Source organism: Streptomyces sp. NPDC001493, from assembly GCF_053597235.1.
Genome location: NZ_JBSFHV010000005.1, coordinates 97173 through 123385 on the forward strand (window position 1 = coordinate 97173; position 26213 = coordinate 123385).

The following is a 26213-nucleotide window of genomic DNA, read 5'->3' on the forward strand; positions in this document are numbered from 1 at the left end:
CAATGGCATGAGCGACACCCCGGACAGCGCCGTCCAGCCGTACATAGAGCAGCACCGCGAGTCCTTCCTCGACGACCTCGCGGCATGGCTCCGCATCCCCTCCGTCTCCGCCCAGCCGGAGCACGCAGAGGACGTACGGCGCAGCGCCGCATGGCTGTCCGACAAGCTCAGGGAGACCGGATTCCCGGTCTCCGAGGTCTGGGAGACGCCCGGCGCCCCGGCCGTCTTCGCCGAGTGGCCCTCCGACGACCCCGAGGCCCCCGTCGTCCTGGTCTACGGCCACCACGACGTACAGCCCGCCGCCCGCGAGGACGGCTGGCACACCGACCCGTTCGAACCGGTCGTCCGGGACGGCCGGATGTACGGAAGGGGCGCCGCGGACGACAAGGGCCAGGTGTTCTTCCACACACTCGGCGTCCGCGCGCACCTCGCCGCGACCGGCCGCACCACCCCGGCCGTCCACCTCAAGCTGCTGATCGAGGGCGAGGAGGAGTCCGGGTCCCCGCACTTCCGCGCCCTGGTCGAGGAGCGCGCCGACCGCCTCGCCGCCGACGTCGTGATCGTCTCCGACACCGGCATGTGGGACGAGGACACCCCGACCGTCTGCACCGGCATGCGCGGCGTCGCCGAGTGCGAGATCGAGCTGTACGGCCCCGAGCAGGACATCCACTCCGGATCGTTCGGCGGCGCCGTCCCCAACCCCGCGACCGAGGTCGCCCGGCTGGTCGCCGCCCTCCACGACGAGCGGGGCCGCGTCGCCGTCCCCGGGTTCTACGACGGTGTGGCCGAGCTCACGGACACCGAGCGCGCCCTCTTCGCCGAGCTGCCCTTCGACGAGGCCACCTGGCTGCGTACCGCCAAGTCCACCGCCGCCTCCGGCGAGGACGGCTACACCACCCTCGAACGCGTCTGGGCCCGCCCCACCGCCGAGGTCAACGGCATCGGCGGCGGTTACCAGGGCGACGGCAGCAAGACGATCATCCCCGCCTCCGCCCTGGTCAAGATCAGCTTCCGGCTGGTCGCCGGCCAGGAACCGGACCTGGTGGAGAAGCTCGTACGGGCCTGGGCCGAGAGCAGGATTCCGGCGGGCATCCGCCACCGGATCACGTTCGCGCCCGCGACCCGCCCCTGCCTGACCCCGCTCGGCCACCCCGCCCTCCAGGCGCTGGCCCGGGCCATGGGACGGGCCTTCGGCAAACAGGTCCTCTTCACCCGCGAAGGGGGCTCCGGCCCCGCCGCCGATCTTCAGGACGTGCTCGGCGCACCCGTCCTCTTCCTCGGCATCTCCGTACCGTCCGACGGCTGGCACGCACCCGACGAGAAAGTCGAGCTCGGCCTCCTTTTCAAGGGCGTGGAGACCACCGCCCACCTCTGGGGTGAGCTGGCCGCCGCACTCCGCCGAACCAACTGAGTACCCGATCCGCCCCGGGGGAGTAGGAAGCAGCACCTTGAGTACCTTCGACAACGACCACATCGACCGTCCCATCGGCCTCACCGCACCGAGCGGCATCGACCGCGCTGCCCACCACCGCCTGGACGAGGCGTGGCTCGCCGTCGCCTGGAGCCACCCCACCACCAAGGTCTTCGTCGTCTCCGGCGGCCAGGTCCTGGTCGACGACACCGCCGACGGCGGCACCGAGATCGTCATGACGCCGGCCTTCGAGGCCCCGCTGACCGAGACCCACCGCTACTTCCTCGGCACCGACGAGGACGGCGTCAGCTACTTCGCCCTCCAGAAGGACTCCCTGCCCGGCCGGATGGACCAGCAGGCCCGGCCGGCCGGACTGCGCGAGGCGGGCCTGCTCCTCAGCGCCCGCGACGCCGGTCTGATGGTGCACGCGGTGGCCCTGGAGAACTGGCAGCGGCTGCACCGTTTCTGCTCCCGCTGCGGCGAGCGCACCATGATCGCGGCGGCCGGGCACATCCGCCGCTGCCAGGCGTGCGGCGCCGAGCACTACCCCCGTACCGACCCCGCCGTGATCATGCTGGTCATCGACGACCAGGACCGCGCCCTCCTCGGCCGCCAGGTGCACTGGCCCGAAGGCCGGTTCTCGACCCTCGCCGGGTTCGTGGAGCCGGGTGAGTCGATCGAGCAGTCGGTCGCCCGCGAGGTGCTGGAAGAGGCCGGGATCACCATCGGTGAGGTCGAGTACGTCGCCAGCCAGCCCTGGCCCTTCCCCTCCAGCCTGATGCTCGGCTTCTTCGCGCGGGCGACCACGTCCAAGATCGACGTGGACGGCGACGAGATCGAGGAGGCCCGCTGGTTCTCCCGCGACGAGCTGACGCAGGCCTTCGAGTCGGGTGAGGTGCTGCCCCCGAACGGCATCTCGATCGCGGCCCGGCTCATCGAGATGTGGTACGGCAAGCCCCTCCCGAAGGCCCGCCCGCTGGGCTGAGCCCGTCCGAGCGGTCCGAGCAGTCCGAGCGGTCGGGGCTCGGCCTGCGGGAACACCGGGGCCTGCGGGGCCCGCGGGAACACCGGGGCCTTCCGTCGCGGCGAACGCACGAGGCCCCCGCCGGGTTCTTCACCGGCGGGGGCCTCGTGCGTCGCGTACGGCGTGGGGCGTACGGCGGGCGGAGCGTGGCGGTCAGGCGCCGAGCGCCTGCTTGACCTGGGCCAGGCTCGGGTTGGTCATGACGACCTCGGAGCCGCCCTGCGCCGGAACGATCCGGACGGTGGGAACCGTCTGGTTTCCGCCGTTCGCCTTCTCGACGAAGGCGGCCGACTCCGGGTCCAGCTCGATGTTGATCTCGGTGTACCCGATGCCCTCGCGGTCCATCTGGCCCTTGAGGCGGCGGCAGTAGCCGCACCACGTGGTGCTGTACATCGTCACAGTGCCCGGCATGTCGCTGGTGCTCCTCTGGTCGTCTCGTCCGTTTCGCCGCACGCCCGAAGCCGGAAAAGGCCGAAAAGGTGCGGTGTCCGGGTCTCCGCACGCCGCACCCGTGACGGGACGGCGAACGCGGGACCCGCTGGCACAACGCTCGCACCCCTGCCACCATTCCCGGGCTCCGTCCCTGGCCGTCCGTCCCGGGCTCGCTGACGTCCGTCCCGGGACGCCGCTCCGGTATGACTGATGGGTCACCCCTGTGGACAACAATTCCGGTGCCCTCCGGCGACCTGGCAGCATGGCAGGGTGACAGCAGCAACGCACTCCACCCTCTTCCCCCAGGTACCCGAGTCCCCGGACGCGGTCCTGGACGGGCTCGATCCCGAGCAGCGCGAGGTCGCCCTCGCCCTGCACGGGCCGGTGTGCGTGCTGGCCGGAGCGGGGACCGGCAAGACCCGCGCGATCACCCACCGCATCGCGTACGGCGTCCGGGCCGGGATCCTCCAGCCCTCGACCGTGCTGGCCGTCACGTTCACCAACCGTGCCGCCGGGGAGATGCGCGGACGCCTCCGCCAGCTCGGCGCTTCCGGGGTGCAGGCGCGTACGTTCCACTCCGCCGCGCTGCGCCAGCTCCAGTACTTCTGGCCGAAAGCAGTCGGTGGCGAGCTGCCCCGGCTGCTGGAGCGCAAGGTGCAGCTGGTCGCCGAGGCGGCGGCCCGCTGCGAGGTCCGCCTCGACCGCAACGAGCTCCGTGACGCCACGAGCGAGATCGAGTGGTCCAAGGTCACCCAGACCGTCCCGGCGGACTACCCGGCGGCCGTCGCCAAGAGCCTCCGCGACGCCCCCCGCGACCCGGCGGAGCTCGCCAAGATCTACGCGATGTACGAACAGCTGAAGCGCGACCGGTCGGTGATCGACTTCGAGGACGTGCTGCTGCTCACCGTCGCGATCCTCCAGGACCGCCGGGACATCGCCGACCACGTCCGCGCCCAGTACCAGCACTTCGTGGTCGACGAGTACCAGGACGTCAGCCCGCTCCAGCAGCGGCTGCTCGACCTCTGGGTGGGCGGCCGGGACAACCTCTGCGTCGTGGGCGACGCCAGCCAGACGATCTACTCCTTCACCGGCGCCACCCCCGACCACCTGCTGAACTTCCGCACCGCCCACCCGAACGCCACCGTGATCAAACTGGTCCGGGACTACCGCTCCACCCCCCAGGTCGTCCACCTCGCCAACGGGCTGCTGAGCCAGGCGAGCGGACGGGCCGCCGAGCACCGCCTCGAACTCGTCTCCCAGCGCGACAAGGGCCCGGAGCCGGTCTACACGGAGTACGCGGACGAGCCGGCCGAGGCGGAGGGCACCGCCCGCCGCATCCGCGACCTCATCGCCGCGGGCGTCCCGGCGGGAGAGATCGCCGTCCTCTACCGGGTGAACTCCCAGTCCGAGGTCTACGAACAGGCGCTCGCCGACGCCGGGGTGCCCTACCAGCTGCGCGGCGCCGAGCGGTTCTTCGAACGCCGGGAGGTCCGGGAGGCGGAGGTCGCCCTGAGGGGCGCCGCCCGCGCCGGGGGGAACGACGCCCTGCTCGACGGCGCCGAGGGCCTGCCCTCGCAGGTGCGGGCCGTGCTCTCCACCCAGGGCTGGACGCACCGCCCGCCCGCGGGTTCGGGGGCGGTGCGCGACCGCTGGGAGTCGCTGGCCGCACTGGTCCGGCTGGCCGAGGACTTCGAACGCGCGAAGCCCGACGCGACGCTCGCCGATCTCGTCCGGGAACTCGCCGAGCGTGCCGCCGCCCAGCACGCGCCGACCGTGCAGGGCGTCACCCTGGCATCGCTGCACGCGGCCAAGGGCCTGGAGTGGGACGCGGTGTTCCTGGTCGGGCTGACCGAGGGCATGATGCCGATCGCCTACGCCAAGACCGACGAGCAGGTCGAGGAGGAGCGCCGCCTCCTCTACGTCGGGATCACCCGGGCCCGCTTCCACCTCGCGCTCTCCTGGGCGGTGTCGCGTTCCCCGGGAGGCCGGGCCGGCCGTCGGCCCACCCGGTTCCTCAACGGACTCCGCACCGGCTCCGGGGGCGCCCGGGGCGGCGCCGGCGGCGGCGGAGGCATCGATCGCGGTACGCGCACGGGGACCGCCACCACGGCCGCCCGCGCCGAGGGCACCGTCCAGCGCAAGAAGTGGGGCCCGGTGCGGTGCCGGGTCTGCGGCCGGACCCTGACCGAGGCAGGCGAGATGAAGCTGATGCGCTGCGAGGACTGCCCCTCGGACATGGACGAGGCGCTCTACGAGAGGCTCCACACCTGGCGGGCCGCCCGCGCCGGGGAACTCTCCCAGCCCGCCTGGTGCGTGTTCACCGACAAGACCCTGATGGCCATCGCGGAGGCCGTCCCCGGCAGCGAACGCGAGCTCGTCGTCATCGCGGGCGTCGGCAACCGCAAGATGAGCCGCTTCGGGAGCGACGTACTGGCCATCTGCGCAGGTGAAGACGTGGATGAGGAAGATCGGGAGGGTGCCGGCGAGGAGTGAGGAAAACTCGTCGGAAAAATAGTTTGCGCCCGCACCAGTCGTCACCATAGGTTCTTAACCACGGAAACAACGGCTTCTCCGAAGCCCGCCTTCCGTGCTGTACTTGGCTGTACCCATCCGAATACGCAGGACCGGCCCGACCGGTCCCCCGAGACGCCGAGAGGAGGCGATTCCAGTGATCAGCATCATCAAGACCATCAAAATGACCGATCGCCCCGTCGTCTCCGCATGCTCGCTCGGCCTCCTCGGCTCCTCGGATGTCTCGCTCAACAGCACCGGTCTGTCCGGTATTTCCGCCGTGCGTCCGCTGCCTCTGGCGTCCCTGCCCGTAGTCCGGGAGCGCAATGAGCGACCGGTGCAGGCATCGGCGGCAGCAGGAGCGAAGGCGGAAACGGCTCAGGCCTATGCCTTTGCGGCAGCCGGTGCCGGATTCGCCAGCAAGAACCAGATGACGCACCACCACACGATGTGGGCCTTCCGTGGGCCTGAACCCTGGAGCGATCCAGCCTGATCCAGCATCAGGTCGGCACCTTCAGGGCCGCGGAACCCCACTCGGGATCCGCGGCCCTTTTGTTTTGTCCGAACGGATGAGACGGAACGAAGGAGCCTCGGGACAAGCAGTACCTGGTACCAGCCGACAACCGGCCAACAGCCGGAACGACCAGACGAGGACACCACTCACCGTGCAACTCGAAGCGCACGCCCCGTCCGTACCGCCTTCCGACATGATCGCCCCGCCCGGTTCCACGGAGGACCCCACCTTGTTCCCCCTCTCCACCCTCACCGCTCTCGACGACGCCATCGAGAATCTCGGCACCCCGGTGCCCTGCCGCTCCTACGACCCCGAGGTCTTCTTCGCCGAGTCGCCGGCCGACGTCGAGTACGCCAAGTCCCTCTGCCGGACCTGCCCGCTCGTCGAGGCATGCCTCGCCGGCGCCCAGGACCGCCGCGAGCCTTGGGGCGTCTGGGGCGGCGAGCTCTTCGTCCAGGGCGTCGTCGTCGCCCGGAAGCGCCCCCGGGGCCGTCCGCGCAAGAACCCGGTCGCGGCGTGACCGCCGACCTGGGAGCGATGTCTCCCGCAGTACTGCACCTGGTCGGCACCATCGACCGCCCCCACACACATGACCCGCGAAATCAGGCACCCATGACCACCCCCACGAAGGAGCCCGTCGGCTCTGCCACCCCCGATGTCACCACCTCCGGCGCGAACGACTCGCGTCAGAACAGGAACCGCGAGATGCAACTCATCCCAGAAGCCATGGCTCGTGCGCATATGCACGACCGCCTGGCCGTCGCCGAGGCGGAACGCCGGGCCGTCCGCCTGGTTTACGCCCGGCGGATGCAGCGCAAGGCCGAGCGTGCGTCGCTGCGCGCCCGCCGCGCGCTCGCCATGGCGGTCATGCAGTAATGGCGGTCATGCAGTAGGGCATGCGGCAGGAGCCACACGCTCCCCGGAGCGGAGTGCCCCACGCACGAGCCACCGCACGTACGCACCACTCCGCGCAGGAGTCACCACCCCGCCCGCCAGGGCCCGCCGAACAGGGCCGGCCCCGGCGGGCGGGGTCGTCCGTACGCGGACGAGTGAGCCGGAGAGCGGACGAGTGAGCCGCGTTAGCGACGAGTGCGCCGCAGAAGAGAGGGGCGCACAGGAGCGCGGAGAAGCCCCGGAGGTGAGCAGGGCGTGGGGTTTCGTCCATGTGTCGGGCGGGCCCCGGTCTCGTTTCCTGCCGTGCGTTCCGCCGCGCCGCCCGTCAGCTGCGGAGTTATCGTCACGGCGTGGACGAGGAGACGTATTACCCCCCGCTGCCGGAAGCCGCCCCAACGCACTGCGCGCGGTGCGGCACCACCGCCGGAACGAGCGCACCACCCACCTGGATGTGTGCGGTGGAGCAGGGTGTGCGCCGGTATTTCTGCGAGAACTGCGCCCGTACCCACATCCGGGCCATCGAAAGCCGGCTCGACCCCGCCTCCTGGTGAGCCCGAGCCACCGCGCCCGAGCCACCGACCCCGAGCCCTGGTGAGCCGCCCGAGCCACCGCGCCGCCCGGGCCGCCGAGCCTCCCGGGCCCCGAGCGGCCGGGCGGCTCGGGCCGGGCCCGGCCCCTGGTGCCCCCGGCATTCGTGGTCGCGCCCCCGACAGAAGGGTGAAGGGGCTTTCCGCGCCCGCAGCTGCGCCGCTCGGGCTCCTACACCTCCTCGGCTGCCAGCTCCTTCTGTCCGGAACCACCGGAACCACCCGGACCGTCCAGAGCACCCGGACCCTCCAGAGCACCCGGATCACCCGGGCCGACCGGGTCACCCGGGCCGACCGGGCCGGTGAAGCCGGGAAGCCACGCATCGAGCTCGTCCCGCAGCCGTACCGTCGCGCCGAGCTGGCACAGCACACCGATCGTGCTCAGCGTCACCCGGTGTATGAGGAGATAGGCCGGCGGAAGGTTCAACTGCCTCCCGAGCCGGTGCGCGGGGGAGCGGGGATCGGCGATCCGGGCCGCCTGCGTACGCAGCCACCCCCGGCTGAAGGTGAACGCCTCCAACTGCGCCGGTTCGATCACGGGGAGCAGATAGTCCAGGACCGCGTCGGGGTCCAGGTCCACCGACTCCGGTACAAAACCCGCCCGCCGCAGCAGCGCGTACACCTCCTCCGCCTCGCCCAGCAGCGTCATCCGCAGGGCCTCACCGATGATCTCGGGCAGCCCGCCCGGCAACCGGTCGACGGTGCCGAAGTCCAGCACTCCGAGCCGCCACTCCCGCGCCCCGCCGCAGCCGGGTGAGTCCTCCGACCGCGGCCCCTCCGACGCCGGCGCCTCCTGCGCGGAGTCCTCCGGCGACGTGGCTGCGGGCGGCTCCTCCCCGGCGGGCGGCAGGAGGCGGAAGTTCCCCGGGTGCGGGTCGGCGTGGAGCAGGCCGGTCCGGGCCGGTCCGGAGAAGAGGAAGCGCGCGAGCAACTGGCCCGCCCGGTCGCGCTGCTCCGGCGTCCCCCGCTCGATCACCTCGGACAGCGGGACGCCGTCCATCCACTCCGTCACGAGCACCTGGTCCGACCGGAACACCACCCCCGGCACCACCACGTCGGGGTCGTCCGCGAACTCGGCCGCGTGTTCTTCCTGGGCCCGCGCCTCCAGGGCGTAGTCCAGCTCCTCCGACACCCGGTCGCGCATTTCCTTGATCAACGGCTTGATGTCCATGCCGGGGATCAGCGGCCCGAGAAGCCGCGCGAACCTGCTGAGCTGGGTGAGATCCGACAGCAGCGCCTCCCCGGCGCCCGGATACTGCACCTTCACGGCGACCTCGCGCCCGTCGCTCCAGACCGCCCGGTGCACCTGACCGATGGAGGCCGCGGCGGCGGGCTGGTCGTCGAACGAGAGGAAGAGGTCGCGCCAGTCCTCGCCGAGCCGCTCCGCGAGCACCCCGTGGACCGTGCGCACCGGCATCGGGGGAGCGGCTTCCTGGAGCTTCGTCAGCGCCGCCCGGTACGGTCCGGCCACCTCCTCCGGCAGGGCGGACTCGAACACGGAGAGCGCCTGCCCGAGTTTCATGGCGCCGCCCTTCAGCTCGCCCAGGGTCTTGAACAGCTGGTCCGCCGTGCGCTGCTGCACCTCCCGGGCCACCAGCTCGGCCGGTCTGCCGCCGATCCGCTTGCCCAGGCCCCACGTGGCACGGCCGGCGAAGCCGAGCGGCAGCGCGGCCAGTTTCGCGGTGCGGGTGACCGCCTTGCGGGGAAGATCAGACATGTGCTCCTCCAGTTCGCGAACTGCCGTGCCGGGGCGCCCTCGCGTCGATCCGACGACGGCGGTCACGGCGGTCACCCGGCCATTGTGTCGTGAGCCGGGCCCGAGGCGGGGGAAAGCGCCCCGGTGGTGCGAGCGGCGCCGCACACACACGCCTGGTGTGGCGCGATCCGTTCGCTGCGCCACTCCAGGAGGGGCAGGGCGGCTTCCCAGCGGGCACCCGTGGTCGCCGGCAGCTCGCCGTCCAGGAAGGAGAGGGCGTGCGCAGCGGCGAGCCCGGCCACCGCCGCCGACAGCGCGAGGTCGCACGCCGGAACCGCCCCCCTGCGCCCGGTCCGCCACTGAGCCACCATGCGCGGCCACTGGGCGTCCTGGTCCGCCCGGTGCAGCCCCAGGCAGCCCGCGCACCCCGTGCCGCCGGGCAGCACCAGCGGGCCGACCACCCCGGTGGCCTCGATCACCCCGGCGTACAGGTGGGGGGTGCCCGAGGAGATCCACGGCTCGGCGGTCCCCGGGTCGGGGGCGTACACCGCGAGGCCGTCGCGCGGGGCGACCACGACCAGGGAGAGGCCGGGGCCGCCGCTCTCCGCCCCTGCACCTGCCCCCGCACCCGCGCCCGTCTCCGTCGCGCGCGGTGGAGCCCCGGCGGCCGACCGGCGCACCAGCCGGCGGGCCGAGGCGTCCCGGCGCTCTCCGACGGCCGAGGGCGGGAGGCCCCCCGGTGCCACGTCCCAGGGCTCCGTCAGGCCACCGTCCAGCACGTCCACCCGGCCCACCCCCGACCCCGAGAGCAGAGCCGCGACGGCCGCTCCGACCCGCCCCGCGCCCCGGACCTGCACGCGCATCGCCCGCCGCGCGGCGAGCCGACGGACCGCGCTCCCCGGTTCGGGATGCACCACGGAGAGCGAGGCGACGTCCGGGCGCTGCCGGTCCAGCACATCGGCCCGGCGGCGTAAGGCCGCGGCCTGCGGGCCGCCCGCGTGCGGATCGTCCAGGAGCCCGGCGTCCGCGAGCCGCTCGACGAGCACGTCCACATGGCGCTCCGCCAGGTCCAGGGAGCGGGCCTCCTCCTTCAGCAGGGGCAGCCCCCGGGTGCCATCGAGAAGCTCCAGGAAACTCCCCGTGGCGATATCCAGAGGCCCGAAGGTGACGGCATGCGCGGGCGTGACCCCGAATTGCACGGTGCTCCGTCCACGCCAAGCGCGGCGCAGCGCGGGCTTCAGCATCGGATGCATCTCTTTCTCCCTTTACGGTCCGGTCGCACTCCGCAACCCGGGATCGTCGGGCCGGTCTTCTCCGTCCCTCTCCCCGCTCACAGAATGCCGTCGGAGCCCGAAACCCGCCGAAAGTTATCCACAGGGGATGGAATTAGTCGTTCAAATGGTGTGCTTCCTGGGGGGATCGATGAGGAACCGCTGGGGAGGCGGGACTTCCGCCAGCAACAGCGGGTAACGTCGAGGCGTGCCCGCCGACCCGTCACCCGGCCTCGCCGGGGAGATTCCCGCGCGCTCCGCCACTGCCCTGCAGCGCGGTGCCACCCGCCCGGTCCGTCCCGCCGCGACGAGCCCGGTGGAGGTACGCAGGAGCGACCGGCGCCGCAGGACGGTCTCCGCCTACCGCGAGGGCGATCGCACCATCGTGCTGATCCCCGCCCGGATGTCGGAGGCCGAGGAGCGCCGCTGGGTCGGGGTGATGCTCGACAAGCTGGCGGCCCAGGAGAGCCGGCGGGTGCTCGGCGACGGCGCGCTCGTCGAGCGTGCGGCGAGCCTGTCCGCCCAGTACCTCGACGGCCGGGCCCGGCCCGCTTCGGTGCGCTGGGTCACCAACCAGAACACCCGCTGGGGCTCCTGCACACCGGCCGAGGGCAGTATCCGCCTCTCGCACCGGCTGCAGGGGATGCCCGAGTACGTCGTCGACTACGTGCTCGTCCACGAACTCGCCCACCTGCTCGTACCCGGCCACGGGCCCGACTTCTGGCGTCTGCTGGAGGCGTACCCGCGTACCGAGCGGGCCCGGGGGTACCTCGAAGGCGTGGTGGCCGCGGGCCGGTTGCCGCATCTGCCCACCGCGCGGGAGGAGTGACGACCGGTGGCTCTGTACCGAGTGTGTACCGACTTGGCTCAATGTCGTAGTTTGCGGATAGCCTGACGCGACGCATTCACATTCGGGATGGGGGACGGTCGTTACGCATGGCCAGGGAATTCCAACGCGGCCACAAGGCCAAGATCAGCGATCTCACGGCTGGGACGGATCTGTACGTAGGTGTGCAGATCGCAGGCCCCGGACTGACCTTCGACATCAGCTGCTTCGGCCTCGACGCCGATGAACAGCTGTCGGACGACCGGTATTTCATCTTCTTCAATCAGCCGAAATCACCCGAGGAGTCCATTCAGCTGCTCGGCGCGCAGTCCGGTGACACCGAGTCGTTCCGGGTGACGTTGGATCGTATTCCGGCCAACATCCACAAGTTGTCGTTCACCGCGACCGTGGACGGCGCCGGCCAGATGTCACAGGTCGGGCCCGGATACATCCGGATCGTCGCGGGCGGCGAAGAAGTGGTGAGGTACGCCTTCACCGGCTCCGAATTCACCACCGAACGCGCGGTCATGCTCGGGGACTTCTACCTGAAGGACGTCTGGCGGTTCGCCGCGGTCGGCCAGGGATTCGACGGCGGACTCGACGCGCTCCTGCGCAACTTCGGCGGCGAGGTCGCCGAAGAGGAGGCGCCGGCCGCCCCGCAGCAGGCCGCGCCCTCCTTCGCCCCGCCGGCCCAGGCGTCCGCGCCCCCGGCCTTCGGCGCGCCCGCCGCCCCCCACGCACCGCAGCCCGCACCGTCGTTCGGAGCCCCGGCCCCCGCCCCGGTCCAGCCGGTCCAGCCGATGCACCAGGCGCCCACGGTCACCGCTCCCGTCGCACCGCAGGCCCCCGCCCCGTACGGCCAGCCGCCGCAGCAGCCGCAGTTCGGGCAGGTCCCCGGACAGGCCGCGCCACAGTTCGGCCAGCAGGCCCCGGCCCAGCCGTTCGGCCAGCAGCCCCCGCAGGCGTACGGGCAGCCGCAGTTCGGCCAGCAGCCGCAGGTGCCGTTCGGCCAGCAGCCCCCCGGCGGCCTCCCGCAGGGCGTACCCCAGGGTGCGCCGGCGACCGGAGCCGGACTGGTGGCGGCCCTCCAGCCGTACAAGGAGAAGCCGACCGGTCAGCGCTGGACCCCGCAGAACCAGCAGCTCATGCGGGTCGATCTCACCCTCGGCGGCAACCCCGTGCTGGCCCGTCAGGGCAGCATGGTGATGTACCAGGGCAAGGTCGACTTCGGGTACAAGGGCGCCGGATTCACCGGCCGGGTGGTCGGCAACGCCACCGGCCAGGAGATGCAGCTCATGCGCTGTACGGGCCGCGGGCAGGTCTTCCTCGCCGAGGAGGGCGCCCACCTGCACCCCATCGAACTCCAGGGCGACGGCATCTGCGTCTCCGCGGAGAACGTCCTAGCCTTCGACGAGTCGCTCAGTTACGAGGTCCGCAGGGTGGAGGGACACGGCATCCCCGGCGGAGCCCTGTTCACCATGCAGTTCCAGGGCACCGGCACGGTGGTCGTCAAGACCCACGGCACGCCGGTCGTCCTGCCGGTCACGCCGACCACCTTCGCCGACTGCAACGCCGTCGTCGCCTGGTCGTCGGCCGCCCAGGTCATCATCTCCAGCCAGGTCCGGCTGCGCCGCAACGCGTACCCCGGCCACAGCGGGGAGACCGTGAACCTCCAGTTCCGGGGAGCCCCCGGCAACTTCATCGTCGTCCAGCCCTACGAGGTCTGAGGGAGCCTGCCATGAACCAGCAACTCGCGGGCTACGCCCCGACCCCCGTCACCGCGCGGATGGAGAACCACGGCCACTCGATGCTCAAGGTGGCCATGGCCACCGGCCAGGACCTCTACGCCCGTACGGGTTCGATGGTGGCCTACGAAGGCTTCATCCAGTACGAACCCAACCCGCCCGCCGTCCGGCAGATCGCCTCCCAGTGGGTCACCGGCGAGGGCACCCCCGTCATGAAGTGCTCCGGCGACGGGCTGCTCTACCTCGCCGACTACGGCGCCGACGTGGTCGTCATCAACCTCAACAACGAGTCGATCTCGGTCAACGGCACCAACCTCCTCGCCTTCGACGCCCACCTTGGCTGGGGCGTGGAGCGGGTCAAGGGGATGGCGAAGTTCGCCGGCCAGGGCCTGTGGAACGTGGTCGTGGAGGGCACCGGATGGGTGGCCATCACCTCCCGGGGCACCCCGATCGTGGTCGACTGCGGGCGGGGCGAGGACGAGACGTACGTCGACCCGGACGCGCTCGTCGCCTGGTCGCCGAATCTCAAGGTCAAGGGCAAGCGGAGCTTCAAGGCGAGCGCGCTCATCGGGCGCGGCAGCGGCGAGGCGTACCAGATGGCCTTCTCGGGCCAGGGCATCGTCGTCGTCCAGCCGAGCGAGGACAGCACCGACCGCCTCCGCGTCCGGTCCTGAAGGGAGGGAGAGACACACCATGCAGAGTCCGCTTTTCGCCCACACCGAGCAGCAGTCCTCGGAGCGGTACACCATCCAGAACCCGCAGTTGCTGCGGGTCTCCCTGACGGGCAGCGACGCCGTGCTGGCCCGCAAGGGCGCCATGGTCGCCTACCAGGGGCTGATGGAGTTCGACGGCGAGTACCAGTCGAGCTCGCAGCGCAACGCCCGCGCCCGCACGGGCGAGGGTCTCGACCTGATGCGCTGCACCGGCCAGGGCACCGTGTACTTCGCCAACCTCGCGCAGTACATCCACGTCCTCGACGTCGACCACGCGGGGCTGACGGTCGACAGCGCCTACGTCCTGGCGCTCGACTCCTCGCTGCACACCGAGGTCATCGCCGTGGACAGCCAGTACGGCATCTCCGGCACCGGCAAGTACCAGCTCAACATCACCGGCACCGGCAAGATCGCGCTGATGACCTCGGGCCAGCCGCTGATGCTCCAGGTCACGCCGGACAAGTATGTCAACGCCGACGCGGACGCCATCGTCGCCTGGTCCAGCTCGCTCCGGGTCCAGATGCAGGCGCAGACGCACTCCTCGGGCGTCATGCGCAGGCGGGGCAACACCGGCGAGGGCTGGGAGCTCAGCTTCCTCGGCGAGGGCTTCGCGCTGGTCCAGCCCAGCGAGGTCATGCCCCCGCAGAACGCCCAGATCGGCCAGGGCATCCGCGGCCAGTACGGCGTCGGCTCGCAGAACCAGAACCAGAACAACGCCTGGAACTGATCACCAGCGACCACACGCCGGGTACGCCACAGGGGCGGCTCCTCCACGACGGAGGGACCGCCCCTGTTGGCGTACCCGGGACCCTGGTCAGAGCGCGGCGCGGGCCGCCTCCAGCAGCTTGACCACCGACGTGTCGGCCACCCCGGCGACCTCGTCGTACGCGAACCAGCGCAGGTCCAGCGACTCCTCGCTGATCCGCTGCGTGGCACCGGCCGGGGCCAGCGCGGCGTACTGGACGTCGAGGTGCCAGTGGCAGGGGGCCGGGATCGGATGCCGGTCCAGGCGCACCGGGCCGCCGGCCAGCAGCACCAGGCCGTCGATGCCGGACTCCTCGGTGGCCTCCCGCAGCGCGGCGTCCGCGAGCGTGGCGTCCTCCGGCTCGCAGTGGCCGCCCATCTGGAGCCACATGCCGAGCTTCTTGTGCAAGGTGAGCAGCACCCGGCCCGCCGCCGGGTCCAGCACCAGCGCGCTGGCGGTCAGGTGCCCCGTCCCGCACGCCTTCCACATCCCGTCGGGATGGGCGTCCAGGTGGTCGAGGTAGGTCCGGCGGAGCTCCGCCTGACCTGCGTCCGTGCCTCCCTCGTACGCCTGGAGCACGAGGGAGGCGTCGTGGTGCAGGCTCACCGGTCCGTGTCGCCCTTCGGGTCCGAGCCGTCCCGGCCGTCGCCTTCGGCGTCGTCGGCAGACGTGTCCTCGGCCGCCGTGTCCTCGGGCGCCGCGTCCTTGGACGAGGCGCCGCCGCTCGCGGCCTCGCCGAGCATCTTGTCGAGCTCGGAGAAGTCCAGCTGCTCGTGGTGGACGAAGCCGTCCGGGTCGTCCAGGTCCTGGGCGGTCGGCAGCATGTCCGGGTGCTCCCAGAGGCCGTCACGGCCCTCCATGCCCCGGGCGTCGGTGAGCGAGGCCCACAGGCGCGAGGCGTCCCGCAGCCGGCGCGGGCGCAGCTTCAGCCCGATGAGCGTGGCGAAGGTCTGCTCCGCGGGACCGCCCGACGCACGGCGACGGCGCATCGTCTCGCGCAGGGCGTCCGCCGAGCCCAGACGCGGCTTGGCCGCCTCGTGGACCACCGCGTCGACCCAGCCCTCGACCAGCGCGAGCGCCGTCTCCAGACGGGCCAGCGAGGCCTTCTGCTCCGGGGTGTCCTCGGGCTGGAACATGCCCTGCTGAAGGGCGTCCTGGAGCTGCTGGGGCTCCGAGGGGTCGAACTGCCCGACGACGTCCTCCAGCTTGGAGGTGTCGACCTTGATGCCGCGCGCGTACGACTCGACGGCGCCGTACAGGTGGGAGCGGAGCCACGGGACGTGCGCGAAGAGACGCTGGTGGGCGGCCTCGCGCAGGGCGAGGTAGAGCCGCACCTCCTCCAGCGGGACGCTCAGGTCCTTGCCGAGGCGCTCGACGTTCAGCGGGAGCAGCGCGGCCTTGCCGGCCGGACCGAGCGGCAGCCCGATGTCCGTGGAACCGACGACCTCACCCGCGAGGACGCCCACCGCCTGCCCGATCTGCTGGCCGAACATGGCGCCGCCCATCGACCGCATCATGCCGATCAGCGGGCCGGCCATCGCCTGCATCTCCTCGGGCAGCACGTTGCCCATGGCCATGCCGACCCGCTCGGCGACCGGGTCGACCAGCTGCTGCCACGCCGGGAGGGACGCCTCGACCCACTCCGCGCGGCTCCAGGCCACGGTGGTGACCGCGCCGGAGGGCAGCGAGGTCACGCCGTCCAGCCAGTGGTCGGCCAGCCGCAGGGCCTCGTCGACGGCGGCGCGCTCGGCCGGACCGACGCTCGCGTCCTTGCTGCCGTCCTGGGTGCCCTGCGAGACCGTCTGGCGGGCGATCTGCTTGGCCATGTCCCAGTTGACCGGACCGCCCTCGTAGCTCAGCATCTGGCCGAGCTGCTGGAAGGCGGCGCCCAGGTCGTTCGGGTTCATCGAACCGAACATGGCCGCGAACGGGTTGTCCCCGGCGGCACCGGGACCGAAGCCGAACGGGTTCGCCGGTCCGCTCTGACCCTGCCCACCTTCGATGGGGTCCTTCTTCTTGCCGTCGCCGTTCTCCGGCTCCTCCGGCGGAAGGCCGAATCCGAATGGGGTGTCACTCACGGGTTTCCTCGGCTCGTAGGGCCGCCGGCTGGAACCGGCGGCGATGCCCGGCTTGTCACCATCCAGCGTAGACACCCGCTCCGGCTCAGGGGCTCAGTGCTCCGCCGGGACGCGGGCTGCGGCAGGATGGACGCCACCAGGTACGCACGCCTCACTCGGGTACGTACTGAAGACAACCGCTGGAGACGCCTGGTGAGTTCCCCAGATCCTCAGGTTCGCGGAGCGCGAAACCTGACCGACCCCACGACCGGCAGGAAGCCCGAGAAAAACATTTCCGGGAAGCGGGGCCCCGTCGTCGCGATCACCGGCGCGGCGACCGGAGTGGGGGCGCTGCTGACCGCGCACCTCGCCGCGTCGGACGAGATCGGGCGGGTCGTCGCGATCGACGAGCGGCGCGCGGACGTCCCCGGGGTGACCTGGCACGTCCTCGACGTGCGGGACCCCGCCATCGCCGAGAAACTGCGCGGCGCGGACGTCGTGGTGCACCTCGCCGTCGACCTCGACCTGGAGACCGACGCGGCGGCCCGTACGGCGTACAACGTGCGCGGCACCCAGACCGTGCTGACCGCCGCCGCGGCCGTGGGCGTCCACCGGGTCGTGCTCTGCACCTCCGCGATGGTCTACGGCGCCCTGCCCGACAACGACATCCCGCTCTCCGAGGACGCCGAACTGCGTGCCACGGCGGAGGCCACCGGCGTCGGCGACCTGCTGGAGATCGAACGCCTGGGCCGCCGCGCCCCGCGCGCCCACCCCGGCCTGAACGTCACCGTCGTCCGCCCGGCCGTCCTGGTCGGCGGTACGGACACCGCGCTCACCCGCTACTTCGAGTCGCCCCGGCTGCTGGTGGTGGCCGGATCGCGGCCCACCTGGCAGTTCTGCCACGTGGAGGACCTGGTCAGCGCCCTGGAGTACGCGGCGCTGGAATTGATCGACGGCGAGTTCGCCGTCGGCTGCGACGGATGGCTGGAGCAGGAGCAGGTCGAGGAGCTCAGCGGGGTACGCCGGATGGAGCTGCCCTCCGCCGTCGCGCTGGGCGCCGCGGCCCGGCTGCACCGGATCGGGCTGACCCCTTCTCCGGCCGGCGACCTCGCCTACACGATGCACCCCTGGGTGGTCAGCGTGGGCCGGCTGCACGACGCCGGCTGGCGGCCCCGCTGGACCAACGAGGACGTGCTGGCCGCGCTCCTCGAAGAGGTGGAGGGCCGCCACACCCTGGCCGGCCGCCGGCTCGGCCGCAAGGACGCCACCGCGGCGGGCGCCGCCGGGGCGACGGTCGCGCTGCTCGGCACCGCCGCCCTGGTCCGCCGCGCCCGCAAGGCCCGCCGCCGGATCTGAGGACGGCCGCGGGGCAGGCGACCCGGTACCCGACGGAACGCGCGGCAGAACACGTGTTTCCGTCGCGGCCGCCGCGTGCGGCACCATGGCCCCATGGCATCTCTCGACGATCACCCCGGCGAGCGGGCGGCGGCCGACCCCGTCCGGCTCCTCGCGATCCGCGACACCCCGCTCTCCGTCGACGAGGTCTTCCGGGCGGTGGGCGACGACGCGGCCGGCGGGATCGCGCTCTTCGTGGGTACGGTGCGCAACCACGACGGGGGCCAGGACGTCGGGGCGCTCGGCTACTCCTGCCATCCGTCCGCCGAGGACGAGCTCCGCAGGGTCGCCGAGAAGGTCGTCGCGGACTTCCCGGTCCGGGCGCTGGCCGCCGTCCATCGAGTGGGTGAACTGGCTGTGGGCGATCTGGCGGTCGTGGTGGCCGTGGCCTGCCCGCACCGCGCGGAGGCGTTCGACGCCTGCCGGAAGCTGATCGACGACCTCAAGCACGAGGTCCCGATCTGGAAGCACCAGCGCTTCCTGGACGGGACCGAGGAGTGGGTCGGAGCCTGCTGAACCGGCGGTACGACCGGTCCGAAGATCCACGGCCGCAAACCGTACGGGCACGGATCAGGCCCGATTTGCGTAACCGCCCCCCTGCCACGAGCGTTGGTCCTGCCGCTGGTTAATCTGCAGACCGTCAGTTGCGGTCGCTCATGGGGTAGGGAGGTCGTAGTGGCAGCACTCGCATGGCTCTTGATTCCGCTTTTCGCCGCTCTCGGCGCGGCGATATGGGGAGGCTGGGCCGCACGTAACCGCACGACCGGCGATGTCACCGAACTCGCCGGGTACGCCCGCTTCCGAGAAGCGATGGAGAGATCGCACTCCGGTTCCGACGCCGTCTGACGCATGACGGCCCCCGGAGTTGCCGCGCCGGACGTACGCGATCGCCAACCGGGCGTCGCCCCGAGACGCCCCCGCTCCCACCGCGCATGTCCCGCGCCACGAGCGGACCGTGGGCCTCCGCAACGCCTTCCCGGCCCCGCCGGCCCCGTACGGACCGGCCCCGGCGGTGGACTGACAGGTGCTTCCCGTACTGTCGTTCCATGCCACGCCGCACCGCGACGATGCTCGCCTCGACTCTCATCTTCATCGCGCTCGTCTGTGCGGGTCTGCTGTTCCCCGTTCCGTACGCGGAGATGTCCCCCGGGCCGACCGTCAACACGCTGGGGAACGCGAACGGCGATCCGGTACTCAAGATCTCCGGTCGCAAGACGTACCCGACCTCCGGACATCTCAACATGACGACGGTCCGCGTCACCGGTGCGGACTACAACATGAACCTGGTCGAGGCCCTGTGGGGCTGGCTGGCCCACGACAGCGTGATCGTGCCGCACGACACCCTCTACCCGGACGGGAAGACCGAGGAGCAGTCGACGCAGGAGAACGCCGAGGAGTTCAGCCAGTCCCAGGAGAGCGCCAAGGTCGCCGCCCTGAAGGAGCTGGGCATCCCGGTGACTTCCCGCGTCATCGTGTCGACCGTCGTGAAGGGCGGCGCGGCCGAGGGCAAGCTCCACGCGGGCGACGTGATCGAGTCGGTGGACGGTACCCGGATCAAGGACCCGGCGGACGTCGCCGAGGTGGTGAGCAAGCACGATCCCGGCCAGGACGTCACGTTCACGGTCGTCCCGGCCGAGCGCGCCGCCGCGGCGGAGAAGGCCGGGAAAGAGCCCGAGGGCACCAACGACGTCACCGTCACCACCCGCAAGGCGGACGACGACGGCCGCGCGATCGTCGGCATCCAGGCCGGGACCGACCACACCTTCCCGTTCGACATCGACATCAACCTCGCCGACGTCGGCGGCCCGAGCGCCGGACTGATGTTCTCGCTCGGCATCGTCGACAAGCTCACCCCGGGGCAGCTCACCGGCGGGAAGTTCGTCGCGGGCACCGGCACCATCGACGACGACGGCACGGTCGGCCCGATCGGCGGCATCGCCCTGAAGCTGATCGGCGCGCGGAACGCCGGGGCGAGGTACTTCCTCACCCCCGACGAGAACTGCGCCGCCGCCGCGGCCGACACCCCGTCCGGTCTCACCCTGGTCCGGGTCAAGACGATGGCCGACGCCAAGAAGTCCCTGGACAAGATCCGCACCGGGGACACCGCCGCGCTGCCGAGCTGCTCGAAGAGCTGATCCACGAGCTGATCCCGAGGGCCGTCCTCCGGCTCCGGAGTCCCCCGCGCGGCGGCGGACTCCGGAGGACCGTCCTCAGGACTCGAAGGTCGCCGCCAGCGCGTCGGCCAGCCCCGGGACGAGCGCCGGGCCCGTGAGGACCTCGCTCGCGGAGTCCTTCTCCCGCAGCCGGATCGCGGACTCGCGCTTGCCGTTCCGCAGCACGGCCACCGTCATCCGGACCTCCTGCCGTTCCGGGTGCGCCGCCACCCACGCGGTCAGCTTCTTGCCGCTGAGCCCTTCGGGCACGGATGCCTCGGCGGACGGCGGCAGCATGAGCCGCTCCACCGTCAGCGCGCACCCCGCCACCCCGGCCGGCCAGGCGATCGTGGCGAGGAACTCGTCCAGCGGCTTCCCCTTGGGGATCTCCTCCTGCTCGACGGGGGTGAAGGCGGCGGGCACCTTGCCGTCCGCGCCGAGCCCGAGCTGGGCGGCGAGGCCCGGCTCCTGGACGCGCAGGCTGGCGGTGTCGACGAGGGCGAAGAGGCGGGCGGGGCGGTCCCATCCGAGACCGGCTGCGTACTCGTCGATTTCGAGCACCGCGACGGTGAGGGGATTCGAGGCCATCGGAGGGCCTGAGGCAGAAACGTTGGGCATGGCAATATCCTGCCTCCTTTCGCACCCGGAACGGGAACTAGGTAAAGCCTCCGTAAGTTGCAAGGAAGGGCTCTACGATCGCTGAGCCCGTTCCACACGACCCCGAAGTACGAGGTGCGCACGTTGGCTTTCCAGATGCCGGACCGCGGCGGAGGCCCGACCGGGCCACGGATCAGAGTCGGCCGCCCGTCCCGGCGTGCCCGTACCCTTCTCATGACGCTCGGCGTCCTCGCGGCGCTCGGTATGGCGTTCGTCATGTTCTCCGGGTTCTGGACCGACTGGCTCTGGTACCGCTCGGTGTCGTACTCGTCGGTCTTCACCACGACGCTGTGGACCAAGATCGGTCTGTTCCTCGTCTTCGGACTGCTGATGGCGCTCGCCGTCGGTCTCAACGTCTGGCTCGCCTACCGGCTCCGGCCACCGCTGAGCGCGATGTCGCTGGAGCAGCAGAGCCTGGACCGCTACCGCATGGGTGTCGCCCCGTTCAAGAAGTGGGTGCTCCTCGCGGTCACCGCGCTCGTCGGGCTGATCTCCGGGGCCTCCGCCTCGGGCCAGTGGCGCACCTGGCTGATGTACGTCAACGGCGTCTCCTTCGGGCAGAAGGACCCCCAGTTCAAGCTGGACGTCTCCTTCTACGCCTTCGACCTGCCGTGGTACCGCTTCCTGCTCGGCTTCGGCTTCGCCGCGGTCGTGCTGTCGCTCATCGCCGCGGCCCTGACGCACTACCTCTACGGCGGCCTGCGGATCACCAGCCCCGGCGCCCGCGCGACCGGCGCGGCCACCGGCCACCTCTCGGTGCTGCTGGGCATCTTCGTCTCGCTGAAGGCCGTGGCGTACTGGCTGGACCGGTACGGACTGGCCGTGAAGTCCAGTGACTTCAAGGCCACCGACAACTGGACCGGCCTGCGGTACGTCGACGCCAACGCCTACCTTCCGGCGAAGACGATCCTGTTCTGCATCGCCGTGATCTGCGCGGTGCTCTTCTTCGCGACGCTCTGGCGGCGCACCTGGCAGCTCCCGGTGATCGGCTTCGGGCTGATGGTCCTCTCGGCCATCCTGATCGGCGGGCTCTACCCGGCGATCGTCCAGAAGTTCCAGGTCCAGCCGAACGAGCAGGCCAAGGAAGCCCCGTTCATCCAGAAGAACATCAAGGCCACACGCGACGCGTACGACATCGACGACGCACAGGTCGACGACTACGCGGGCAAGAGCACGGAGACCGAGGGCGCCGCACTGCGCACCCAGGCCGACGCCGCCGCGAGTTACCGCGTGATGGACCCCAACGTCGTCTCCCCGGCGTTCCAGCAGCTCCAGCAGAAGCGGAACTACTACCAGTTCCCGGCGACGCTGGACGTGGACCGCTACGAAGAGGACGGCAAGGAGCAGGACACCGTCGTCGGTCTGCGCGAGCTCAACCTCGCGGGCCTGCCCAAGCGGAACTGGATCAACGACCACTTCACGTACACCCACGGCTACGGCGTCATCGCGGCCAAGGGAACCAGCACGGGCACCAACCCCGTCGGCTCCCCGGACTTCACCGAGTCCGGACTGCCGACGACGGGCAAGCTCGGCGAGTACGAGCAGCGGATCTACTACGGCGAGAAGACCGAGCAGTACTCCATCGTCGGCGGGCCCCAGAAGGAGCTCGACTACGAGGACGACGGCGAGAAGACCACCAGTTACAAGGGTGACAGCGGGGTCAGTCTCGCCAGCGCCTTCAACCGCGCCGCCTACGCGGTCTCGTTCAGCGAGCCGCAGATCCTCTACTCGGGGGCCATCGGCGACGGCTCGCGGATCCTCTACAACCGCACGCCCAAGGAGCGCGTCGAGGCGGTCGCCCCGTGGCTGACCATCGACGGCGACGCCTACCCGGCCGTCGTCGACCACCGGATCCAGTGGATCGTCGACGCGTACACCACGACCAACGGCTACCCGTACGCCTCGCGTACGACGCTGGGCGACACCACGGCCGACTCGCTGACGACCAACCAGCGCGCGGTCGTCGCCCAGCAGAACCAGGTCAACTACATCCGCAACTCGGTGAAGGCCACCGTCGACGCGTACGACGGCACCGTCACGCTCTACGAGTGGGACACGAAGGACCCGGTCCTCAAGACCTGGCGCAAGGCGTTCCCCGGGACGGTCAAGGACAGGTCCGCCATCCCGAAGGAGCTCATGGACCACCTGCGGTACCCGCAGGACCTGTTCAAGGTCCAGCGGGAGCTGCTGACCCGCTACCACGTCACCAACCCCGCGCAGTTCTACAGCGGCAGTGACGCGTGGCAGGTTCCGGACGACCCGACCAACAAGGAACCGGGCTCCGTTCCGCCGTACTACCTCTCCATGAAGATGCCGGACCAGGACCAGCAGACGTTCTCGCTGACCACGACGTTCACCCCGAGAGGCCGCCCCGACCTGGGGGCGTTCATGGCGGTGGACGCCGACGCGGCCAGCGACGACTACGGCACGATCAGACTCCTCAGAGTCACCAACACGGTGAAGGGTCCCGGGCAGGTACAGAGCGAGCTCAACGGCAACGACGACGTCGCCGAGTTCGTGCGGAACCTCAAGGGCACCGACTCGGACATCGAGTACGGCAACCTCCTCACCGTGCCCCTGGACGGCGGGTTCCTCTACATCGAGCCGGTCTACACGCGCGGTGGCAACCAGAACTACCCGCTGCTGCGCAAGGTGGCCGCCTCGTTCGGATCGAAGATCGTCTTCGAGAACAGTCTCGACGAGGCGCTGAACGCGGTCTTCGACGTCGACGGCGGCACCACCCAGCCGACCGAGCCCACCGAGCCGACGAAGCCGACCGAGCCGACCAAGCCGCCGGCCACCGGTGACGCGGCGCTCAAGGCGGCCATCGCGGACGCCCAGAAGGCGTACGACGCCGGCCAGGAGGCGCTCCAGAAGCAGGACTGGACGGCCTACGGAGAGGCCCAGGAGGACCTGCAGAGCGCCCTGAAGCGGGCCGCCGAGGCCCAGTCCGGTGCGGGCGGCTCCACGGCCGGCTCGGGCTCCGGCGGTACGGCCGGGGACACGGCCGCCTCGGCCGAGGGGGCCACCGACCAGGGCAGCTGAGAGGGCGGCAGGGTTCCCGGCCGGGAGACCGGCCGGGAAAACCCACCCCCGCGTCGTGGTACTGTTTGAACACAACGACGCGGGGTGGAGCAGCTCGGTAGCTCGCTGGGCTCATAACCCAGAGGTCGCAGGTTCAAATCCTGTCCCCGCTACTGAAAGACGAAGGCCCGGATCCACTGGATCCGGGCCTTCGTCATGTCGTGATGCCTTCGTGGAGAGTGGGCGTGAAGTGCGGTTCGCGGGGCACCAGTTGCCCGGGGCCGTGTTTGACTTGTCTCTCTGTGGGCATGTCGACAAAACGCTGAAGTGACCTCACTGTCCGCGATATACCAGGTGTACGCGGGTTACAGGTGGTGCGACGATGGTATTTATGGGGGACAGGGCAACTCTGTTGGAGACAGGGCGGTTTGTGCAACGGCGGACACGGGGCCCCGAGGGGGCGCCGGCCGCGGCGTCGGCCGTGGTCACCGCCGGGGCGGCGGGGGCCGCCGAGCAGGCCGTGGACAGTGACGACTTCACCACCGGGGCCACCGAGACGACGGGGGTCACCGTCACGCCAGGAAGCACGGACGCCACCGCCGGGTTCTCGGGCGCGGCCGACATGACCGACGCCGGGGACACCGCCGGACCGATCGGCACCGCCGATCCGGCCGGGTCCACCGAGACCGCCGAGTCCGCCGAAGCCGAGGAGCGCCACCGGCGTGCCGCCGACGCGGGCGACACCGCTTCGATGAGCGTCGTCGGCGCGCTGCTGCTGCGCCGGGGCGAACTCGACGCCGCCGAGCCCTATCTGCGCGGGGCCACCGCCGACGGCGACCGGGCCGCCGCCAACAACCTCGGCGTCCTGCTGCACCAGCGCGGCTACCCGGACGAGGCGGCCGGCTGGTGGCGCATCGCGGCCGTCGCCGGCTCCGCCTCCGCCGCGCACGCCCTCGGCCGACACCTGCGCGAGCGGGGCGACGAGCCGGGCGCCGAGTACTGGCTGCGCCAGTCCGCCGAACAGGGCCACGCGCTGGGCGCCTACGCCCTCGCCGATCTGCTGGAGCACCGCAGCGACGTGGGCGCCGAGCGCTGGCTGCGCGCCGCCGCCGAGCAGGGGCACCGGGAGGCCGCGTACCGCCTGGCCCGGACCATCGAGCGCAACGCCGTCGAGGACCCGCACCAGGCCTTCGGGCTCGGGCGGGCGCCCGTCGAGACCGTCGAGCCCCCGGTGAACGCCGTCGGCGCCCCCGGCGACGGCCCGGTCGCGGGACCCGCCGAGGGGCGCGTCGGTGAGGCCGAGCAGTGGTACCGGCAGGCCGCGGCCCGCGGGCACCGCCGTGCCGCGCTGCACCTCGGCGCCATCCTGGAGCGGCGCGGCGAGCTCAAGGAGGCCGGCCGCTGGTACCTCACCGCCGCACGGGCCGGCGAGGCCCGCGCGGCGTGCGCCCTCGCCTTCCTGCTCCGTGACGTCGGCGACGTGGAGAGCGCCGCCGTGTGGTGGCTGCGCGCCGCCCAGGAGGGCGACGGCAACGCCGCCAACGCGCTGGGCGCCCTGCACGCCGACCGGGGCGAGCCGCAGACCGCAGAGCGGTGGTACCGGGCCGCCCTGGACGCGGGCGACGTGAACGGGGCGTACAACCTCGGGCTGCTCTGCGCCGCCCAGGACCGCACCCCGCAGGCCGAGCAGTGGTACCGCCGGGCCGCCTACGCGGGCCACCGCGAGGCGTCCAACGCGCTCGCCGTACTCCTCCTCCAGGCCGGGGACGCGACCGGCGCCGAACCCTGGTTCTCCAAGGCGGCCGAGGCGGGCAGCGTGGACGCCGCCTTCAACCTCGGCATCCTGCACGCGGGCCGGGACGAGGACCTCGCGGCGCTGAGCTGGTACAAGCGCGCGGCAGCCGCCGGGCACACCGACGCGGCGCTCCAGGTCGCCATGGCGCTGCTGCGCCGGGGCGAGGACCAGGAGGCCGAACGCCATCTGCGTACCGCCGCCGGCGGGGGCAGCGCCGAGGCCGCCTTCCGGTTGGCCGGGGTCCTCGACGCGCGGCGCCCGCCGCGCGCGACGCCGGTGCTCGGCGAGCCGATGCCGGAGAAGACCGAGTGCGAGGAGTGGTACGAGCGCGCCGCCGAGCAGGGCCACCGCCGCGCCCAGGTCCGGGTCGGCATGCTCTGCGCCGCCCGCGGCGACGTGGAGAGCGCCGCACGTTGGTACCGCGAGGCCGCCGAGGCGGGCAGCCGCAACGGCGCCTTCAACCTCGGGCTGCTGCTGGCCCGCGAGGGCAGCGAGCGCGAGGCGGCCCTCTGGTGGAGCCGCGCCGCCAACGACGGCCACGGCCGGGCGGCGCTCCGCCTCGCGCTGCTCGCCGCCCGCCGGGGCGAGCTCACCGAGGGGCAGCGCTGGTGCGCCCGCGCGGTCGAGCTGGGGCCCGCCGAGGTGGCCGAGCGCGCCGCCCGCCTCCAGGAGGCACTGCACCAGGAGCTCACGGCGTGAGCGGGGGGCCTGCCGGGGACGCGTCGCGTGCCTCGGCAGGCACCCCCCGCTGAATGGATTTGCC

Annotated in this window: 23 protein-coding genes and 1 tRNA gene; 18 read left to right on the top strand and 6 right to left on the bottom strand. The window is 71.7% G+C overall.

The genetic code is table 11. The annotated features are described in order from the left end of the window. The first annotated feature begins 7 nt into the window (after positions 1-7). On the top strand, positions 8-1411 hold the full coding sequence (locus ACWCWD_RS09890) for a dipeptidase (protein ID WP_450771605.1): 1404 nt from the start codon (positions 8-10) through the stop codon (positions 1409-1411). Between the two features lie 37 nt (positions 1412-1448). Continuing rightward, positions 1449-2396: an NAD(+) diphosphatase gene (gene nudC / locus ACWCWD_RS09895; protein ID WP_386891944.1), complete on the top strand. Its 948-nt coding sequence runs from the start codon at positions 1449-1451 to the stop codon at positions 2394-2396. A 192-nt stretch (positions 2397-2588) separates the two neighbouring features. On the opposite strand, the gene ACWCWD_RS09900 is transcribed toward nudC, so the two are convergent. After that, a complete protein-coding gene (locus tag ACWCWD_RS09900; RefSeq protein ID WP_266708857.1) occupies positions 2589-2846 on the bottom strand; it encodes a glutaredoxin domain-containing protein in 258 nt (85 codons plus the stop codon). Between the two features lie 291 nt (positions 2847-3137). Between ACWCWD_RS09900 and ACWCWD_RS09905 the strand changes: the two genes are divergently transcribed. The 5 genes from ACWCWD_RS09905 to ACWCWD_RS09925 all read left to right on the top strand — a co-directional run bounded on the left by ACWCWD_RS09905 (position 3138) and on the right by ACWCWD_RS09925 (position 7337). Next, the gene (locus ACWCWD_RS09905) at positions 3138-5360 is read left to right on the top strand and encodes an ATP-dependent DNA helicase UvrD2 (RefSeq protein ID WP_450771606.1); all 2223 of its coding nucleotides are present in this window, start codon (positions 3138-3140) and stop codon (positions 5358-5360) included. Positions 5361-5535: 175 nt separating this feature from the next. After that, on the top strand, positions 5536-5871 hold the full coding sequence (locus ACWCWD_RS09910; RefSeq protein WP_450771608.1) for a hypothetical protein: 336 nt from the start codon (positions 5536-5538) through the stop codon (positions 5869-5871). A gap of 172 nt (positions 5872-6043) precedes the next feature. Then, positions 6044-6412 (top strand): WhiB family transcriptional regulator, encoded by a 369-nt coding sequence (locus tag ACWCWD_RS09915; RefSeq protein ID WP_450771610.1) that lies wholly within the window; start codon positions 6044-6046, stop codon positions 6410-6412. 32 nt (positions 6413-6444) lie between these two features. Then, the gene (locus ACWCWD_RS09920; RefSeq protein ID WP_450771915.1) at positions 6445-6768 is read left to right on the top strand and encodes a hypothetical protein; all 324 of its coding nucleotides are present in this window, start codon (positions 6445-6447) and stop codon (positions 6766-6768) included. A 368-nt stretch (positions 6769-7136) separates the two neighbouring features. Continuing rightward, positions 7137-7337: a hypothetical protein gene (locus ACWCWD_RS09925; protein ID WP_450771612.1), complete on the top strand. Its 201-nt coding sequence runs from the start codon at positions 7137-7139 to the stop codon at positions 7335-7337. Between the two features lie 208 nt (positions 7338-7545). Here ACWCWD_RS09925 and ACWCWD_RS09930 read toward each other — a convergent pair whose 3' ends face one another. Further along, positions 7546-9090 carry an ABC1 kinase family protein gene (locus tag ACWCWD_RS09930; RefSeq protein ID WP_450771614.1) on the bottom strand — a complete coding sequence of 515 codons (1545 nt, stop codon included), beginning with the start codon at positions 9088-9090 and terminating at the stop codon, positions 7546-7548. Between the two features lie 71 nt (positions 9091-9161). Continuing rightward, the gene (locus ACWCWD_RS09935; protein WP_450771616.1) at positions 9162-10322 is read right to left on the bottom strand and encodes a ThiF family adenylyltransferase; all 1161 of its coding nucleotides are present in this window, start codon (positions 10320-10322) and stop codon (positions 9162-9164) included. Between the two features lie 226 nt (positions 10323-10548). Here ACWCWD_RS09935 and ACWCWD_RS09940 point away from each other — a divergent pair, with 226 nt between their 5' ends. The 4 genes from ACWCWD_RS09940 (at position 10549) to ACWCWD_RS09955 (ending at position 14351) form a co-directional block, all read left to right on the top strand. Beyond that, positions 10549-11169 carry a M48 metallopeptidase family protein gene (locus ACWCWD_RS09940; RefSeq protein ID WP_450771618.1) on the top strand — a complete coding sequence of 207 codons (621 nt, stop codon included), beginning with the start codon at positions 10549-10551 and terminating at the stop codon, positions 11167-11169. A gap of 107 nt (positions 11170-11276) precedes the next feature. Then, entirely contained in the window at positions 11277-12893 is a 1617-nt protein-coding gene (locus ACWCWD_RS09945) for a TerD family protein (protein ID WP_450771619.1), read from the top strand. 11 nt (positions 12894-12904) lie between these two features. Continuing rightward, the gene (locus ACWCWD_RS09950; protein ID WP_450771621.1) at positions 12905-13585 is read left to right on the top strand and encodes an AIM24 family protein; all 681 of its coding nucleotides are present in this window, start codon (positions 12905-12907) and stop codon (positions 13583-13585) included. 19 nt (positions 13586-13604) lie between these two features. Further along, a complete protein-coding gene (locus ACWCWD_RS09955; RefSeq protein ID WP_450771623.1) occupies positions 13605-14351 on the top strand; it encodes an AIM24 family protein in 747 nt (248 codons plus the stop codon). Between the two features lie 87 nt (positions 14352-14438). On the opposite strand, the gene ACWCWD_RS09960 is transcribed toward ACWCWD_RS09955, so the two are convergent. Together ACWCWD_RS09960 and ACWCWD_RS09965 are read right to left on the bottom strand one after the other, a co-directional pair. Next, entirely contained in the window at positions 14439-14975 is a 537-nt protein-coding gene (locus ACWCWD_RS09960; RefSeq protein ID WP_450771625.1) for an NUDIX hydrolase, read from the bottom strand. Then, complete coding sequence (locus tag ACWCWD_RS09965) at positions 14972-16447, bottom strand: zinc-dependent metalloprotease (protein ID WP_450771627.1); 1476 nt, start codon at positions 16445-16447, stop codon at positions 14972-14974. The genes ACWCWD_RS09960 and ACWCWD_RS09965 overlap by 4 nt, the downstream gene beginning before the upstream one ends. A gap of 192 nt (positions 16448-16639) precedes the next feature. On the opposite strand from ACWCWD_RS09965, the gene ACWCWD_RS09970 reads away from it, so the two are divergent. The 4 genes from ACWCWD_RS09970 (at position 16640) to ACWCWD_RS09985 (ending at position 19956) form a co-directional block, all read left to right on the top strand. Next, entirely contained in the window at positions 16640-17782 is a 1143-nt protein-coding gene (locus ACWCWD_RS09970; RefSeq protein ID WP_450771629.1) for an SDR family oxidoreductase, read from the top strand. A gap of 93 nt (positions 17783-17875) precedes the next feature. Beyond that, positions 17876-18337 carry a molybdenum cofactor biosynthesis protein MoaE gene (locus tag ACWCWD_RS09975; RefSeq protein ID WP_450771631.1) on the top strand — a complete coding sequence of 154 codons (462 nt, stop codon included), beginning with the start codon at positions 17876-17878 and terminating at the stop codon, positions 18335-18337. 159 nt (positions 18338-18496) lie between these two features. Continuing rightward, on the top strand, positions 18497-18667 hold the full coding sequence (locus tag ACWCWD_RS09980; protein ID WP_266708887.1) for a hypothetical protein: 171 nt from the start codon (positions 18497-18499) through the stop codon (positions 18665-18667). A gap of 200 nt (positions 18668-18867) precedes the next feature. Beyond that, the gene (locus ACWCWD_RS09985) at positions 18868-19956 is read left to right on the top strand and encodes a YlbL family protein (protein ID WP_450771632.1); all 1089 of its coding nucleotides are present in this window, start codon (positions 18868-18870) and stop codon (positions 19954-19956) included. A gap of 75 nt (positions 19957-20031) precedes the next feature. On the opposite strand, the gene ACWCWD_RS09990 is transcribed toward ACWCWD_RS09985, so the two are convergent. Next, a complete protein-coding gene (locus tag ACWCWD_RS09990) occupies positions 20032-20592 on the bottom strand; it encodes a PPA1309 family protein (protein ID WP_450771634.1) in 561 nt (186 codons plus the stop codon). 135 nt (positions 20593-20727) lie between these two features. Between ACWCWD_RS09990 and ACWCWD_RS09995 the strand changes: the two genes are divergently transcribed. From ACWCWD_RS09995 to ACWCWD_RS10005, 3 genes are all read left to right on the top strand, one after another. After that, on the top strand, positions 20728-23676 hold the full coding sequence (locus ACWCWD_RS09995; protein ID WP_450771917.1) for a UPF0182 family membrane protein: 2949 nt from the start codon (positions 20728-20730) through the stop codon (positions 23674-23676). A 78-nt stretch (positions 23677-23754) separates the two neighbouring features. Beyond that, positions 23755-23828, top strand: a tRNA-Met gene (locus ACWCWD_RS10000). 209 nt (positions 23829-24037) lie between these two features. After that, on the top strand, positions 24038-26149 hold the full coding sequence (locus ACWCWD_RS10005) for a tetratricopeptide repeat protein (RefSeq protein ID WP_450771636.1): 2112 nt from the start codon (positions 24038-24040) through the stop codon (positions 26147-26149). Positions 26150-26213: the final 64 nt, after the last annotated feature.

Excerpts from the sequence above, each read along its gene's own strand:
- ACWCWD_RS09945 (WP_450771619.1), top strand. The coding sequence starts at position 11,277 with ATGGCCAGGGAATTCCAACGCGGCCACAAGGCCAAGATCAGCGATCTC.
- ACWCWD_RS09900 (WP_266708857.1), bottom strand. The coding sequence starts at position 2,846 with ATGCCGGGCACTGTGACGATGTACAGCACCACGTGGTGCGGCTACTGC.
- ACWCWD_RS09995 (WP_450771917.1), top strand. The coding sequence starts at position 20,728 with ATGCCGGACCGCGGCGGAGGCCCGACCGGGCCACGGATCAGAGTCGGC.
- ACWCWD_RS09950 (WP_450771621.1), top strand. The coding sequence starts at position 12,905 with ATGAACCAGCAACTCGCGGGCTACGCCCCGACCCCCGTCACCGCGCGG.
- ACWCWD_RS09930 (WP_450771614.1), bottom strand. The coding sequence starts at position 9,090 with ATGTCTGATCTTCCCCGCAAGGCGGTCACCCGCACCGCGAAACTGGCC.
- ACWCWD_RS10005 (WP_450771636.1), top strand. The coding sequence starts at position 24,038 with ATGGTATTTATGGGGGACAGGGCAACTCTGTTGGAGACAGGGCGGTTT.
- ACWCWD_RS09985 (WP_450771632.1), top strand. The coding sequence starts at position 18,868 with ATGCCACGCCGCACCGCGACGATGCTCGCCTCGACTCTCATCTTCATC.
- ACWCWD_RS09935 (WP_450771616.1), bottom strand. The coding sequence starts at position 10,322 with ATGCATCCGATGCTGAAGCCCGCGCTGCGCCGCGCTTGGCGTGGACGG.
- ACWCWD_RS09975 (WP_450771631.1), top strand. The coding sequence starts at position 17,876 with ATGGCATCTCTCGACGATCACCCCGGCGAGCGGGCGGCGGCCGACCCC.
- ACWCWD_RS09890 (WP_450771605.1), top strand. The coding sequence starts at position 8 with ATGAGCGACACCCCGGACAGCGCCGTCCAGCCGTACATAGAGCAGCAC.
- ACWCWD_RS09990 (WP_450771634.1), bottom strand. The coding sequence starts at position 20,592 with ATGCCCAACGTTTCTGCCTCAGGCCCTCCGATGGCCTCGAATCCCCTC.
- ACWCWD_RS09955 (WP_450771623.1), top strand. The coding sequence starts at position 13,605 with ATGCAGAGTCCGCTTTTCGCCCACACCGAGCAGCAGTCCTCGGAGCGG.